The organism is Cupriavidus sp. 2KB_3, assembly GCF_052115685.1.
GTDB classification, from domain to species: domain Bacteria; phylum Pseudomonadota; class Gammaproteobacteria; order Burkholderiales; family Burkholderiaceae; genus Cupriavidus; species Cupriavidus campinensis.
The window spans coordinates 230049-244955 of sequence record NZ_JBFRHD010000009.1; the positions used below are offsets into that span (position 1 = coordinate 230049).

15 protein-coding genes are annotated in these 14907 nt (G+C 61.7%); 11 read left to right on the forward strand and 4 right to left on the reverse strand.

Annotation, left to right across the window (positions count from 1 at the left end; genetic code table 11):
- Nucleotides 1–55: 55 nt before the first annotated feature.
- On the reverse strand, nt 56–2767 hold the full coding sequence (aceE, locus tag AB4120_RS12405; protein ID WP_149138825.1) for a pyruvate dehydrogenase (acetyl-transferring), homodimeric type: 2712 nt from the start codon (nt 2765–2767) through the stop codon (nt 56–58).
- Nucleotides 2768–2987: 220 nt separating this feature from the next.
- On the opposite strand from aceE, the gene AB4120_RS12410 reads away from it, so the two are divergent.
- Nucleotides 2988–3395 (forward strand): hypothetical protein, encoded by a 408-nt coding sequence (locus tag AB4120_RS12410; protein WP_149138824.1) that lies wholly within the window; start codon nt 2988–2990, stop codon nt 3393–3395.
- A gap of 1 nt (nt 3396) precedes the next feature.
- Nucleotides 3397–3939, forward strand: coding sequence for a G/U mismatch-specific DNA glycosylase (mug, locus tag AB4120_RS12415; RefSeq protein WP_149138823.1), 543 nt, complete (start codon nt 3397–3399; stop codon nt 3937–3939).
- A gap of 30 nt (nt 3940–3969) precedes the next feature.
- Here the strand turns inward: mug and AB4120_RS12420 are convergent, their stop codons facing one another.
- On the reverse strand, nt 3970–5040 hold the full coding sequence (locus AB4120_RS12420; RefSeq protein ID WP_441642306.1) for a GlxA family transcriptional regulator: 1071 nt from the start codon (nt 5038–5040) through the stop codon (nt 3970–3972).
- 340 nt (nt 5041–5380) lie between these two features.
- Here AB4120_RS12420 and AB4120_RS12425 point away from each other — a divergent pair, with 340 nt between their 5' ends.
- Entirely contained in the window at nt 5381–6577 is a 1197-nt protein-coding gene (locus AB4120_RS12425) for an MFS transporter (RefSeq protein WP_149138821.1), read from the forward strand.
- A gap of 77 nt (nt 6578–6654) precedes the next feature.
- On the opposite strand, the gene AB4120_RS12430 is transcribed toward AB4120_RS12425, so the two are convergent.
- Nucleotides 6655–7278: a TetR/AcrR family transcriptional regulator gene (locus tag AB4120_RS12430; protein ID WP_149138820.1), complete on the reverse strand. Its 624-nt coding sequence runs from the start codon at nt 7276–7278 to the stop codon at nt 6655–6657.
- Between the two features lie 111 nt (nt 7279–7389).
- On the opposite strand from AB4120_RS12430, the gene AB4120_RS12435 reads away from it, so the two are divergent.
- The 8 genes from AB4120_RS12435 to AB4120_RS12470 are packed head-to-tail and all read left to right on the forward strand — an operon-like array spanning nt 7390 to nt 14345.
- Nucleotides 7390–8682, forward strand: coding sequence for an NAD(P)/FAD-dependent oxidoreductase (locus AB4120_RS12435; protein WP_149138819.1), 1293 nt, complete (start codon nt 7390–7392; stop codon nt 8680–8682).
- A gap of 5 nt (nt 8683–8687) precedes the next feature.
- A complete protein-coding gene (locus AB4120_RS12440) occupies nt 8688–9443 on the forward strand; it encodes a DUF1365 domain-containing protein (protein WP_149139381.1) in 756 nt (251 codons plus the stop codon).
- A 30-nt stretch (nt 9444–9473) separates the two neighbouring features.
- Nucleotides 9474–10718, forward strand: a complete 1245-nt coding sequence (locus AB4120_RS12445; RefSeq protein ID WP_149138818.1) for an SAM-dependent methyltransferase — start codon at nt 9474–9476, stop codon at nt 10716–10718.
- Nucleotide 10719: 1 nt separating this feature from the next.
- The gene (locus AB4120_RS12450) at nt 10720–11259 is read left to right on the forward strand and encodes a chalcone isomerase family protein (RefSeq protein ID WP_149138817.1); all 540 of its coding nucleotides are present in this window, start codon (nt 10720–10722) and stop codon (nt 11257–11259) included.
- Nucleotides 11256–12551 carry an MFS transporter gene (locus AB4120_RS12455; RefSeq protein WP_149138816.1) on the forward strand — a complete coding sequence of 432 codons (1296 nt, stop codon included), beginning with the start codon at nt 11256–11258 and terminating at the stop codon, nt 12549–12551. The genes AB4120_RS12450 and AB4120_RS12455 overlap by 4 nt, the downstream gene beginning before the upstream one ends.
- Nucleotides 12548–13084, forward strand: coding sequence for a DUF3833 domain-containing protein (locus AB4120_RS12460; RefSeq protein WP_149138815.1), 537 nt, complete (start codon nt 12548–12550; stop codon nt 13082–13084). The genes AB4120_RS12455 and AB4120_RS12460 overlap by 4 nt, the downstream gene beginning before the upstream one ends.
- A gap of 10 nt (nt 13085–13094) precedes the next feature.
- Nucleotides 13095–13883, forward strand: coding sequence for an SDR family NAD(P)-dependent oxidoreductase (locus AB4120_RS12465; RefSeq protein ID WP_149138814.1), 789 nt, complete (start codon nt 13095–13097; stop codon nt 13881–13883).
- A gap of 15 nt (nt 13884–13898) precedes the next feature.
- Nucleotides 13899–14345 (forward strand): nuclear transport factor 2 family protein, encoded by a 447-nt coding sequence (locus AB4120_RS12470; protein WP_149138813.1) that lies wholly within the window; start codon nt 13899–13901, stop codon nt 14343–14345.
- Nucleotides 14346–14416: 71 nt separating this feature from the next.
- On the opposite strand, the gene AB4120_RS12475 is transcribed toward AB4120_RS12470, so the two are convergent.
- Nucleotides 14417–14851: an ATP-binding protein gene (locus AB4120_RS12475; RefSeq protein ID WP_441642312.1), complete on the reverse strand. Its 435-nt coding sequence runs from the start codon at nt 14849–14851 to the stop codon at nt 14417–14419.
- Nucleotides 14852–14907 lie beyond the last annotated feature (56 nt).

Consider the following 14907-nt stretch of genomic DNA (forward strand, 5'->3'; position numbering starts at 1 on the left):
TTAGGGCTGTTTCGGGCCATCCCCTGCCAGTTTCCGGCCAGACCCGCCAAGTGGTCTAGACACTCATCGGATTAGGCTTGGACGGATCGAGTCCGTACTTGCGGAGCGCATCGGCCACGACACTCGCTTCGATCGTGCCTTCATCGGCAAGGCTCTTGAGCGCTGCGACAGCGATCCAGTAGCGATCGATCTCAAAGAAGTCGCGCAGCTTTTCCCGCGTGTCGGATCGCCCGAATCCATCGGTGCCAAGGACCACGAACCTCTGCGGGATGAACTCCCTGAGTTGTTCGGTCAGCGCGCGCAAGTAGTCGGTCGATGCGATGACGGGACCCGATGCTCCCTTCAAGAGGCGTTCGACATGCGAGACACGCTGAACTTCCGTCGGGTGCAGCAGGTTCCAGCGCCTGTTTTCGCGGCCCTCGCGCGCAAGCTCGGTGATGCCCGGGGCACTCCACAAATCCGCCGCCACGGACCAGTCCGCTTCGAGCAGGCTCGCCGCGGCGATGGCCTCGTTGAAGATGGTCCCTGCACCCATCAACTGCACACGCGGCATCGCGCTGTCGGCTGTCGACCTCCTGAACAGGTAGAGGCCCCGGATGATGTCATCGGCCAGATCCTCGCGGTCCGGCATCGGCGGGTGCTCGTAGTTCTCGTTCATCACGGTGACGTAGTAGAAGACGTCCTCCTGCTCCGTCACCATGCGCCGCAGACCGTCCTGCATGATCACGGCAAGTTCGTAGCCGAACGTGGGGTCGTAACTGACGCAGTTGGCTACGCTGGATGCCCACAGCAACGAGTGGCCGTCCTGATGCTGCAGACCTTCGCCATTGAGTGTGGTGCGGCCCGCCGTTCCGCCGAGCAGGAAGCCGCGCGAACGCATGTCCCCCGCCGCCCAGACCAGATCACCGACGCGCTGGAAACCGAACATCGAATAGAAGACGAAGAAGGGAATCATGATCTCGCCGTGGGTCGAGTATGACGTCGCCGCGGCAATCCAGTCCGACATGCCACCCGCCTCGTTGATGCCTTCCTGCAGGATCTGACCGGTTTCTGATTCGCGGTAGAACATGAGCTGGCCGGAATCCTCGGGCTCGTAGCGCTGTCCGTCCTGGTTCCAGATGCCGATCTGCCGGAACAGGCCTTCCATGCCAAACGTCCGCGACTCATCGGGGACGATCGGCACGACCCGCTTGCCAAGCGCCTTGTCCTTGAGCAAGACCCCCAGGAAGCGTACGAAAGCCATCGTCGTCGACATTTTTCGGCCTTCCCCCGTGCCCTTGAGCAACGACTCGAAGGCGCCAAGTGCGGGGACGGGGAGCGACGCGGCCTTTTGTCGGCGCGCCGGCACATAGCCACCCAGCGCTTGCCGGCGTGCGTGCAGGTAATCGAGCTCCTTCGAGCCTTCATCGAACTTCAGGTACGGCACCTCCTCGATGGCCTCATCAGAAAGTGGCAGCTTGAACTGGTCACGAAACGCCTTCAGTTGCTCCAGTTGCATCTTCTTTTGCTGATGCGTGTTGTTCATGGCTTGGCCGGCCTCGCCCATCCCGTATCCCTTGATCGTCTTGGCCAGGATGACGGTGGGCCGCCCGTTCGAAGCCGATGCCTTGGCATAGGCAGCGTAGATCTTGTGCGGGTCGTGCCCGCCACGGTTAAGTGCCCAGATTTCGTCGTCGGTCCAGTCTGCCACCATGGCCTTCAGTTCCGGCGTATTGAAGAACTTCTCGCGCACGTAGGCGCCCGACTTGGACTTATAGGTCTGATATTCACCATCGACCACTTCGGTCATCCGGCGCATCAACGCGCCGTTGTGGTCACGCGCCAGCAGCGCATCCCAGCGGCTGCCCCAGATGACCTTGATGACGTTCCATCCCGCACCGCTGAACAGGTTCTCCAGTTCCTGGATGATCTTGCCGTTGCCACGCACCGGTCCGTCCAGGCGCTGGAGATTGCAGTTCACCACGAAGATCAGGTTGTCCAGCCGCTCCCGCGCGGCCATGCCGATGGCGCCCATCGATTCGGGTTCATCCATCTCGCCGTCGCCGAGGAACGCCCAGACCTTGCGACCTTGCGTTGCGGCGACGCCCCGCGCTGCAATGTATTTCATGAAGCGGGCCTGGTAGATCGCCATGATCGGCCCGAGCCCCATCGAGACAGTCGGGAACTGCCAGAAGTCAGGCATCAACCACGGATGCGGATACGACGGCATGCCACGGCCACCGGTCTCCTGACGAAAATTGTCCAGTTGTGCGTCCGTCAGGCGGCCTTCGAGGAAGGCACGCGAATAGATGCCAGGCGAGGAATGCCCCTGGAAGAAGACGAGGTCCCCGCCATGACTGTCGGATGCGCCGTGCCAAAAGTGGTTGAAGCCGACGTCGTACAGCGTCGCGGCAGAGGCGAACGAGGCAATATGGCCACCCACGTTCGTTTCGCGGCCGGCACGGAGCACCATCGCAATCGCATTCCAGCGCATGTACGACCGGATGGTGTGTTCAATGGCTTGATCGCCGGGAATGCCCTGTTGTCCCGCCGGGGGAATCGTATTGACATAGGGCGCCCCGGAGGAAAACGGGGCATATTCACCGCTCACGCGCACGAACTCGATCTGCCGTTGAATCAGGAAATGAGCGCGGTCCATGCCGACGTGCGTGACGACGCCATCCAAGGCATCGAGCCACTCGGCGGTTTCCTGGGGGTCATCGTCATTACGCGGATCCGGGCCGAACGTGGTGACGGCCGATGTCACGCTACTTGGCACTGCAGTCATTTGGAACCTCCAGAGAAATGCCTATGTTGGCGCGGAGCCTCGTTGAGGCGCCGCCGGTCAAGACCATTCTAGGGAGCCGTGAACACGGGAGTGGGCCGCTGGCCGGCAACCAGCCGAAGTTGGCCTGAATCCAACCCATCCCCGGCATTCGAGATGCGCGGTGTTCTCTATAGTCACTGTGACGGTCAGCTGTGCGCACCGGAACAGCGGGAGTATCTGGATGGAACGACAACGAACAGGGTACCCATCGCATTGCAGGATCATCGGTCCCGCCGGCGATGGTTTGGAAAGGCTATTGCCAGACGCGGTATCCGACGACCCGGTCGGCATCGCCGCTGCGCTGATTGCAATCCGGAAGCCTTTTGTGGTGGCCGTGGTCATCGACGCACGCAAGGAAGCTGACGACCGTCCGGCATCTATGGCGGTTTTTACGGTAGACGGATCTCTCCTGGCCGGCCGCCTTGACAGTCCGCTGGGCGCCCAAGCTCTTGCAGGCGTTGCTGCCGACTGCGTTAGACAGCGGTCGCCCACCGTCATCGACGTGATGCAGGCTGGATCGCGCTTCGGTACGCTGCCAGCAAGGGGCGCTGCTCTGAAGATCTACGTGGAACCGATTCTCTGGACGTAAGATGACAGACCCAACCTTTGGCTCGTCCCTGGCAGCAGGCTCCACGCTGCAGGACCTGATCGAACCAGGCCTGTTGGCGGTTTTCTGTGGGTTGAATCCTGGCTTACGCGCTGCTGCTTCGGGACACCACTTCGAGGGGCGTGGGAATCGGTTCTGGCGCACCATGCATCTTGCGGGATTCACCGAACGGGAACTGAGGCCGGCCGAATGCAGGCAGCTTCTCGCGTACGGATTTGGCCTTGCGACCGCAGTATGCCGTCCCACCGCGAGCGCGAGCGAGCTGTCGGAAAACGAATATGCCGATGCTTTGGGAGGACTGGTTCAGCGGCTCGACCGCTTTCGGCCAAGGCACATCGCCTTCCTGGGAAAGGATGCCTACGCGACCATGAGTCATCAGAAGCATATCCGTTGGGGACGCCAATCACAGCCTCTGTGTGCATCCAGTGTCTGGCTGCTACCCAACCCGAGCGGACGCAACCGCAGTTTCAGCCTCGCCGATCTGGTCGAGGCCTATCGAGAGTTTCGTGTGGAGATCACCGGTTGAATCGATACGCAGCGCATTCGGCACCGGGGCCTAATGCGCTGTGGCCGTCATCACGCGGTGCGGGGGGCTTTCCCGCCGCGTCGGTTGGGGCATCACGATCTGTTCACCGACGGGGTGATCGGCAGTCAGCGCCTGCGAGCTGCCCTCGGTCTCCTGGAAGCGTTGGCGATACTCCTTCGGCGTGATGTCCAGACGTCTCGAAAAGATCATTCGCATATGTGTCGAGCTATGGAATCCACTTCGAAACGCAATCGTCTTCAGGGGCACGTCTGTCTGCTCGAGCAGCTTTCGCGCGAAGTCCACCCGGACCTGCTCGACGAATACAGATGGCGCCACCTTGGCGTGCTTGGCGAAGGTGCGGCTGAAGGTGCGTCGACTCACGCCGACGGCATCGGCCAGTTCCTCGATGGAGAAAGTCTCCGCAATATGGTCGTTGATATAGCGCAGCGCCCGACTGACGATGGAATCCTCTTCTGGACCTGCCGCGAGATAGGGGCTGTATTGGGACTGCCCACCGTCTCGCCGGATATACACGATGAGCCGCTTCGCGACTTTTACCGCGATGGCATGCCCATAGTCTTCGGCCAGCAGCGCCAGACACAAGTCAATGCCGGCAGTGACACCGCCACACGTAAATAGATTACCGTCCCGCACGAAGATCTTGTCCGGGCGAACAAAGGCACGGGGGAAATGTTCCTGAAGACGGCGGGTATCAGACCAATGCGCGGTGACTTCCCGTCCGTCGAGCAAACCGGCGTGGGCCAGCAGGAACACCCCGTTGCAAACCGCACCGAAGCGCTGCGCCGCTAGCGCCTTGTCATGGATCCAGGCCAGGAATTCCTGGTCGGGCCGCATACCCATCGCGCGAGGCCCGCCTGCAATAAGAAGCAGGTCGCAGTCTTCATGGTAGTTGCGGTAGTGGACATGGACACCAAGTTCCATGCCATTCGAACAAGTGACGCTATGTGGTCTTACTCCAACCAGGGTGACTTCATAACGCTTGTGGTGCGGCAAGAGCGCATTCGCTTCTGCAAACACGTCCATGGGCCCGGCAACGTCAAGGGATTGAACACCATCGAACACAACAAGAGCCACTTTCATCTGCGTCTGCGTCACTTCGCCATCAATGCAGGGACATCCGCCCCCGTTAGAAGGGATGGTATGCGTTTTCGCCGCAAGAGATTAGGGGAGGAATCTGAGAATCATTCTTCCGAAAATTGAGAAATTTGCGGGACCATGGCTTGTTGACATTCCGCAAGCAATCATCTCAGGAAATGAAAGAGAGATTCCCAGTATTACGGAATTCTCTTTGATATCGCGCGGGCGTAATCTTCGAGCCAAGACGCTGTGGCCACTAGCGGTCACGCATTTTCGGACTGGAGAGTCATATGCCTCGGAATAGCAATCTGAAACTGGACGTTTCCTTCGGCGGGAGCCTGCCATGAGCGCCCTGCCCGACCAGTCTGCCGTCGCGTCCCGTGCCAAGATTGTCATGATGGCGATCATCGCCGGCGCGGTGATCACCAATATCTACTGCACACAGCCAATCCTGCCACTGATCGCTTCGGGAATGCGCGTCAACCTGACGACAGTTGACCTTGTAGCCGGCGCAGCGTTGCTTGGATTTGCCACAGGACTAGCCTTCCTGTTGCCGCTCGGCGACCGATTCGACCGACGTAAGCTGGTGCTCATCCAGATTGCGCTCGCATTCTGCTTCGCCTTGGCCGCCGCGCTCGCGCCTAGCATCTGGCCACTGATCATTGCTTCCTTCGGACTCGGTGTGGTCAGCTGCGTGCCTCAACAGCTTGTGCCCTTTGCAGCCGTCATGTCGGCGCCGAGCGAGCGCGGGCGCTCCGTCGGGACGGTCGTCAGCGGCATTATGATCGGCATCCTGCTTGGCCGCACGATCAGTGGTGTGGTCGGAACAGCCTATGGTTGGCGCGCCGTCTACGGTCTCGCGGCCATCTTCATGGTCCCCGTCTGGATTGCCGCCGCCTCCCTCCTCCCCCGTGGCCTGGCGACTACGAACCTCTCTTACGGACGGTTGCTGGCTTCGCTTTGGCCGCTGGCGCGCGACAACGCGCCAATCCGGCAATCGATGATGATCCAGGCGCTGCTGTGGGCGTGCTTCAACGCGTTCTGGGTCAATCTCGCCGCGCTTCTTGCGGACGGTCCACTGCACCTCAGCAGTGCCTGGGCCGGCGGCTTCGGCATTATCGGCGCAGCGGGTGCGCTGGCCGCTTCGCTGGGTGGTCGGGCCACCGACCGACTCGGCCCTCGAACCGTTATCGCCGCAAGCATCGGCCTGGTGATGTTCTCCTATGTGATCCTGTCCGGCGCAGAGTCATCACTGGCGTTCCTCGTGATTGGCGTCGTTGTGCTCGACATCGGCGTGCAGGCGGGTCTCGTCTCCAACCAGACCCGTGCCTTCGCCGTGGATCCCAAGGCGCAGGGGCGGATCAACAGCCTCTATATGACCGCCACCTTCCTTGGCGGCGCCGTCGGCGTGATGATCAGTGGCTGGCTGATGACGCATCTCGGGTGGACCGGCATCGTCATCTTCGGCATCGCCCTTGGCATCGTCGCATCCGTGATCCACTGGATCGGCGCCCCGCGGCGCGCGTTGGAATCGGTTTGACGCTCCGCGGAGCCACGACGAGCACGTCACGACTCGACGTCAGGCGTTGACCCGCCAAAGTCCCGCTGAATCTGACGTCATACGCCCTGGATTTTCGCGGCAATCCCATGAAAGCAGACGTCGAGCATGTGCTCGACGATCTGCTGGTCATCCAGCTTGCCATATATGCGCAGGTACTCGACTGCCGGGTCGCACGTGCGCGAATAATAGGAAAAAAGTATCACCTCGTCGGGAAGGGCGGCGTCCAGTTCGCCTGTTTTCTTCGCATCCCGAACCAGCCCCTTCAAGACACCGTTGAGCTTGAGTACGCGTGTTACATAGCGCAGATTGCGCGTCAGCATGTCGCGCACGTGCGGACTGGTCGAGGGCAGGAACGGCAGCCCGCCTTCCAGGCGTACACGCAGCGCCCACGACAAGAGCGCGCGCAGGCGATCCATCGCCGTTTCCTCTTGCGGCAGACGCTCCAGAAAATCGAGGGCCCCATCGATCAGCCTGATCATGGCCGCGCCCACGAGGTCATCCTTGGACTTGAAGTGCTTGTAGAGGATGGGCTTCGAGATTCCCACCTCGCCGGCGACATCGTCCATCGTCATCAGGTCGAACCCCTTGCCCGCGAGGATGCGCGTCGTCGCATCCAAGATCGCATCTTCGCGCAAGTGGAAGGTCTGGTCCTTGAAGCTGAGCTTGCCCAAAATACCCATTTGTAAATTTCGTTACTATGCAGTAACCTTCTTTCCTAGACAGTAGGGGTATGGTAGCACCCCGGCTGCAAAACGCATCAATAACCGCGAAAAAAGTCAGAACGGTGCCGCATGAGCGCTTATTCAGTCACTCAGAGGGGATTGCGAATTGCCGTTGTAGGCGCCGGGGTCTCTGGCCTGGCGAGCGCCTGGCTGCTTGGGAGGGATCACGCCGTCACGCTTTTCGAGGCCGGCAGTTATCTGGGCGGGCATACCAACACGGTCGACGTCGCCCTTGATGGCCACACCTGCCCCGTCGATACAGGGTTCCTGGTGTTCAATGACCGCACGTACCCGAATCTGGTGGCGATGTTTGAGGCGCTGGGCGTGCGCTCTCACGCAAGCGATATGTCTTTCGCGGTCTCGCTAGACGAAGGACGCCTCGAATGGGCCGGCACGAATGTGAGGACAGTGTTCGCGCAGCGACGCAACGCCTTCTCACCGACCTTCCTTGGGATGCTCCGGGACATTGTCCGATTCAACAGCGCAGCCCAACTCCACCTAGCCACCGCTGAACGCAGCGGTTGTTCAGTGGGCGACTTGCTGGAAGCTGGCCAGTATGGACAACCGTTTCGTCAGCACTATTTGCTGCCCATGGCCTCCGCCATCTGGTCGTGTGCGACGGCTGACGTGCTGCGCTTCCCCGCCGCCACGTTCCTGCGCTTCTGTCTGAATCACGCGCTTCTGCAGGTCCGCAACCGCCCGCAGTGGCGCACGGTGGCAGGCGGCGCGCGCGAATACGTCAGGCGCATCGCCACCCATCTCAGTGACATCCGGCAGGGCGTTGCCGTTCGCGCCGTGCGCCGGGATGAGGACGGCGTGACTGTTATGACAGACGAAGGTACGTCACGCTTTGACGCCATCGTCTTCGCCTCGCACGCACCGGACACCCTGCGGATGCTGGCCGATGCAACGCCGGCCGAACGTGAAGTGCTTGCCAGCGTGCGCTACGCGCCCAATGTCGCGATCTTGCACACCGATGCGACGCTCCTGCCCCGCCGCCCACGCGTTTGGTCTGCATGGAACTATCTCGGCCGCCGTCACGGTGACGCTCAACGTGCGGTATGCGTGAGCTACCTGCTCAATCAGTTGCAGCCCCTGCCGTTTCGCACCCCCGTCGTGGTCACACTCAACGCCTTTCGGGATCCTGCGCCAGGCACGGAGCTGCGGCGCTTTCACTACGCCCATCCGCTTTTCGACCTCGCGGCCATTGCAGCGCAGCAGCGGCTGCCTGCCTTGCAAGGCGAACGACGGACCTGGTACGCCGGCGCCTGGACAGGATACGGATTTCACGAAGACGGCCTGAAGTCCGCTCTGCGCGTGGCCCGCGACTTTGGCGCCTTGCCAACCTGGGCACGACTATGATGCCGATGCCTGCAGCATTGCTCCTGCGCTGCCGTGTCATGCACGAGCGCCTGCGCCCGGCGCGGAACCGTTTCGTATATTCCGTATTCTGCGTGCGGGTCGACATCGACAGGTTGCCGACCCAGCAGCGTTGGTGGTTCGGCGTAGACCGCACGCGGCTGATCAGCGTATTTACGCGCGACTACGGACCGCGTGATGGCACAAGCCTGGGCCAGTGGATTCGCCCACGCCTGGCTGCCCTGGGGCTGCCGGACGACGGACCGATCTGGTTACAGACCACCCCGCGAATCTTCGGGTATGTGTTCAATCCCGTCAGCTTCTGGTATTGCCACGACCGTACCGGTGCGCTGCGCGCGCTCGTTGCAGAAGTCAACAACACGTTCGGCGACTCCCACGTCTATCTGGTAACTGCACCGGACCTGGGTGCCATCCAGGCGTCGACGGTGCTGGCCACCCGCAAGCGCCTCCATGTCTCGCCGTTTAACGATGTGCAGGGTCACTATGCCTTTCAGGTGCGCGAAACGGAAGGCACGGCATATGTCGGCATTGACTACTACGACGACAACGGCCTCGTGCTTCGTACCTCGATGGGTGGCCGCAAGGCACCGCTCACGCTGCGTCGCATGCTGTCAGCCCTGGCAAGCCAGCCCTGGGCTGCGATCGCCGTCATCGTACGTATCCACTGGCAGGCGTTTCGCCTGTGGCGGATGTCGGTTCCCTTTCATGGCAAGCACCCGCCCTCGGTACCGCCCGTTGGCTAATCCCATCTCCGCCCTGCACTATCCGCTCATATGAACCACCTGCCTTCCAGCCAGCGTGCTCTGCTGCAACCTTGTATCCCCGCCCTGCTGCCGTCCCGGACGTCCGTGTTTGCCCGGATATTCCTGGCTGCGCTCGAGCGCCTGGCCGTGGGCCATCTGGTGCTCCTACGGCCGGACGGGGAGGAGACGATCTACGGCGATCCGCATGAGACGCCGGGGGCTCGGCTGACGCTGCTGGACTGGCGCGCGTGCGAAGCTGTCCTGCGCGCGGGAGATATCGGTTTCGCCGACGCCTACCTTGCCGGGTGGATCGACACCCCCGATCTGGTCGCCGTACTGCGCCTGGCCCTTGAGAATGAAGCCGCCTTGTCGGACGCCATTTATGGTGGATGGCTGAGCCGCCGCTGGTATCAACTGCGACATCTCCTTCGCAGGAACACGCGCGGCGGCAGCCGGCGCAATATCCATGCTCACTACGATCTGGGCAATCCCTTCTACGCCCTTTGGCTAGACGAAACGTGGAGCTATTCCGCCGCATACTTCGACGGCCACAGCGAACGCTCCCTGGCAGAAGCACAGGAAGCCAAGTACGCCCACATCTGCGACGTGCTTGGACTGAAGCCCGGCATGCAAGTCCTGGAGATCGGGTGTGGCTGGGGCGGCTTTGCATTGCACGCGGCCAGACGCGGCGTGAATGTGCACGGCGTCACCATCTCCGCTGCCCAGCTCGCGCAGGCCCAGGCGCGCATTGCGCAGGCGGGCTTGATCGACCGCGTCAAGCTTGAGTTGCGCGACTATCGCGATCTGGAGGGCACCTACGACGCCATCGTGTCGATCGAGATGTTCGAGGCAGTGGGGCAGGTCTACTGGCCGACCTTCTTCGACCAGATCTCCCGGAGGCTTCGCCCGGGAGGCCAGGCCGTGGTGCAGTCGATCACAATCGCTGATGCACACTTCGATGCGTATCGGCGTAGCAGCGACTTTATCCGCGAGTACATCTTTCCTGGCGGCATGCTCCCAAGCCCAGAGCGATTTGCCCAGGCCGCCGACCGCTCTGGATTCTCAAGCCGTCAGGTATTGGCCTTCGGTAAAGACTACGCCGAAACCCTTCGGCGGTGGCGCGAGCGCTTTGAGCATCAAAGCGGGGCGATCCAGGCACTTGGCTTCGACGAGGCCTTTATGCGCATGTGGCGGCTCTATCTGTGCTATTGCGAGGTCGGATTCGATGCAGGTCGCACCGACGTCATGCAGTTCCTTCTCACGCGCAGGCACTAGCATGGCACGGCATCTGGCAGCGTTGACGCTTGCATTGGCAGCAATGCCTGGCATCGCAGCCGACTCGTGGCGCGACGCCCTCCCGCAAGCACAAATGATCGGCCAGGGCGATTACCGCTGGTTCGGGATGCGCATCTATGACGCGCAACTCTGGAGAGGCCAGCCACCCGCTTCCAACAATCCAGCCGACGTGTTCGACGCGCCGTTCGCGCTACGCCTCATCTATGCGCGAGACATCCGTGCGCAACGCCTGGCGGATACGAGCATTGAAGAAATCCAGCGCATCCACGGCAATTCCTTGTCCGAAACGACAGTGGAACGGTGGCGCCATGCGCTTTCACGCGTACTGGTCGACGTACGCGCAGGAGATCGCTTAACTGGTGTGTATTCGCCGACGCAAGGCGCGCGCTTCTACGCCAACGACCGCGAGACTGGGCAGATCGACGATCCAGTGCTTGCCCACGCGTTCTTTGCTATATGGCTTGGCCCCTTGACTCGGGATCCGGCATTGCGCCAGAAGCTCCTTGGACTCGCCCGATGACTGCACGCTCGGCTCGCCTCGTCGCCTACGGTGCATTGGGCCTCCCGCTCGCCATGGTGGCGCTGCCGATCTACGTCCAGGCACCCGCCTACTACACGTCTCGCCTTGACATGCCATTGTCCACGGCTGGTCTCATTCTATTTCTCACCCGCCTTGTCGATACCGCCCAAGACCCCTTGCTCGGGCGCTGGGCAGATACGCTGGCTGGCAGCCGCCGCTTGCTCTCTGCCTTGTGGGCTAGCGCCCTATGCCTCGTCGCCGCGTTTGCGGCCCTGTGGATGCCCCGGGTCTCAGGCATGGCATTGGCCGCCTGGTTTGCCGCAGCGCTGGTCGCCGTCTACGCCGCACACAGCTTTATTAACGTCGCTTACCAAGCATGGGGCGCGAGGTTGGGACACGATAGCGACACGTTGACCCGCGCGGCGGCCTGGCGCGAAGGTGCTGGCGTCTTGGGTGTCCTCATTGCCAGCGCAGGACCCGCGTGGCTACTGGCGAACGAAGACATCGCGCCGCAGGATGCAATGATCCCGTTCATTGCACTCTTTGGCGTTCTGCTGATGGGGGCGCTTTGGTTGCTGCGCTTCGCCCCGCCCTGGCAAACGATGCCAGCCTCACAGATCCAACCCTCCCGCAGCGGCGGCGCTTCCCCAGCTATCTTGAGCGTATGGAGCGCCGTGCGGAGCAACGGTTCGTTTCGCATGCTTTTGGTGCCCTATTTTCTGAATGGGTTGTCTGTCGCCATTCCCGCCTCGCTGGTAGTCTTCTTTATCGAGGATCGACTGGACGCCATGCAATGGGTCGCACCCAGCCTCGCACTGTATTTCCTTGCGGCCGCCCTGGGACTACCGCTCTGGGTTCGGATATCCAGACGCATCGGTCTCCGGCGTGCGTGGCGCGTCGCAATGTGTCTGGCCATCGCGGCCTTTGTGTGGGCCACAACACTGGGACCGGGTGATCTGGTGGCGTTCCTCGTGGTCTGCATCGGATGTGGCTTTGCACTCGGGGCAGATCTTGCGTTACCGCCCGTCCTGCTGGCCCAGTGCATACCGGACGGTGAGGGTCCCGGCACCTACTTCGGTCTCTGGACCCTGATTGGCAAGCTCTGCCTTGCTCTCTCGGCATTAACACTGCCGGGACTTGCCTGGCTTGGCTACCAGCCGGGCACCCCCGCCATTGGTACCCCCGGCGTGGCACTCGCCCTCACCTACGCTGGCTTGCCCTGCCTGCTCAAGCTAGGTGCGCTTTGCGCATTGTGCATGCCATCGTACTCAGCCACGGAGAAACGCCAATGAGATCACGCCTTGCTCTGATTCTCTGCGCCGCCGCGACGCTCGGCACCGCATGCACTACGCCCGACGTCAGCCAATACGCTCAGGAGCGGCCAGTCCTGGACGTCACCCAATTCTTCGCGGGCAAGACCGAAGCATGGGGCATGTTCCAGAAACGCAGTGGCGAGATCGTCAAGCGGTTCCACGTGGCGCTCGAGGGCCACATGTCCCAGGACCGGTTCGTTCTACATGAAGCGTTTCGCTACAGCGACGGCACGACGCAGGAACGGACATGGACACTCAAACGCGAGCCGGACGGAACCTGGCGAGGCGAGGCGCCCGATATCGTTGGGACGGCAACAGGAGAGGCTGCCGGCAATGTCCTCCGGTGGCGCTATACCTTGCAGCTACCGGTCAATGGTACGGTGTACGACGTGCAATTCGACGACATGATGGTGCTCATCGATCCTCAGACGATGATCAATCGCGCCCGCGTCACCAAGTTTGGCTTCGAAGTCGGGCAGGTAACGCTCGTGTTTCGCCGGCCGTCTCCCTAGGAGCGCGAATATGGCCTTCAGTCTGCACCTCAACCCCCCTGTGCGCGACTGGCACAGCAAGCGCGTCTGGCTGGTCGGGGCTTCAAGCGGGATTGGGGCAGCGCTTGCCAAAGCGCTACTCGCAAAAGGCGCATGGGTCGCGGTGTCGGCGCGTCGGCCTGAGGCCCTGCTGGCGGTCGTCGCAGGCCACCCAAAAGGCGTCGTGCTCACCATGGATGTTCGCCGACAGAAAGACTGGGCAGCTACCCACGACGCGCTGTGCGAAGCTTGGCAAGGGGTAGATCTAGTGATCTTCTGTGCTGCCGAGTACCGGCCTCTACGCCCTTGGGAGTTCAGTGCGCAGGAAGCCCACGACACGATAGAAACGAACGTCTGCGGCGTATATTACGGACTGAGCGTCGTCCTGCCAGCGATGCTTTTGCGGCGCTCGGGAGGGCTCGCCATTGTGGCAAGCGTAGCCGGCTATGTCGGGTTACCCAACGCCACGCTGTATGGCCCCTCAAAGGCGGCGCTCATCAATCTGGCAGAGCTACTGTATGCGGAACTTCATGCGCATGGGCTGGGCATCTACCTGATCAATCCGGGGTTCGTCAAATCCCGCCTGACCGCACGCAACGCCTTTCGGATGCCCGCCCTCATCACGCCAGAGGAGGCCGCGCAGGCGATTCTCAAGGGGTTAGAGCGGGGTCGCTTCGAGATCGCGTTTCCTCAACGCTTTACACGGTGGGTTCGTTTGATCAGTATGCTGCCGTACCGCATCAGCCTTGGACTGCTTCAACGGTTGACCCGCCCATCATGATTTGTCTGAACCGACATGCAAGACACTGACAATGCCGTGCACCCGGGCACGCTATCCGCACTACTCGCGTGGTACGACACGCTCTCACCCACGTCGCTTGCGTGCATCGATCGACATTACGCACAACAGGCGCGCTTTCGCGACCCTTTTAACGATGTCCACGGCCTCGCAGCAATCCGCGCTATTTTTGTACACATGTTCGAGACCGTGGCGGAGCCGCACTTTTCGATCAGCATGCAGATGATGAACGGAGACCAAGCCTTCATCTCGTGGACGTTTACTGGAAAAGTACGCCAGCACGCTTTCTCGGTCCCCGGTTGCAGCTATCTGTGCTTTGACGCGGATGGCTTGGTTATGGACCACCAGGATTTCTGGGACGCCGCCACATTGTGGCGCCAGTTGCCATGGATCGGCACGCCCGTAAGATGGCTCTGCAAACGCTTTTCGGCGAGCAGCGCATAGACAGGCACGCCCGAACACCACTGCGCAGGGCATCCGCGCCAAGCCTTGCCCACCCAAACCACGTTTGACAGTCACGAAGCAACGGCCGGATGGGCGGGCACCGTGAACTGCAAGATCGCGCCGCGAGGCACGTTCGCACTTGCCCACAATCGACCCTCATGGGCTTCGATGATGGAGCGGCAGATGGACAGCCCCATCCCCAGGCCRGCGGRCTTTGTCGTGTAGAAGGGGGCGAACAYGCRCTCGGGGTCRYYTGGCKSGAAGCCGGGKCCYGAATCGCTCACSGCCACGAGCACGCTGCCGGCGTCCGTTTTCCCCGTACTGATCAGCAATTCCCGCGCCCCGTCGCTCGCGCTGCTCATCGCTTCCATCGCGTTGATKAGCAAGTTGAGKAGGACYTGYTGCAACTGSAYCCGATCTCCCTGAATGGGCGGTAGTGGGTCCTCGAAGTGGGTTCGCACCGTGGCGCCGTGCTTCCGTGCTTCGCCACGGGTGAGCTCGACCACCTCGCAGATTGCCTGGTTGATGTCCAACGGCTCCCTTCGTGGCGGCGCCTTCTTGA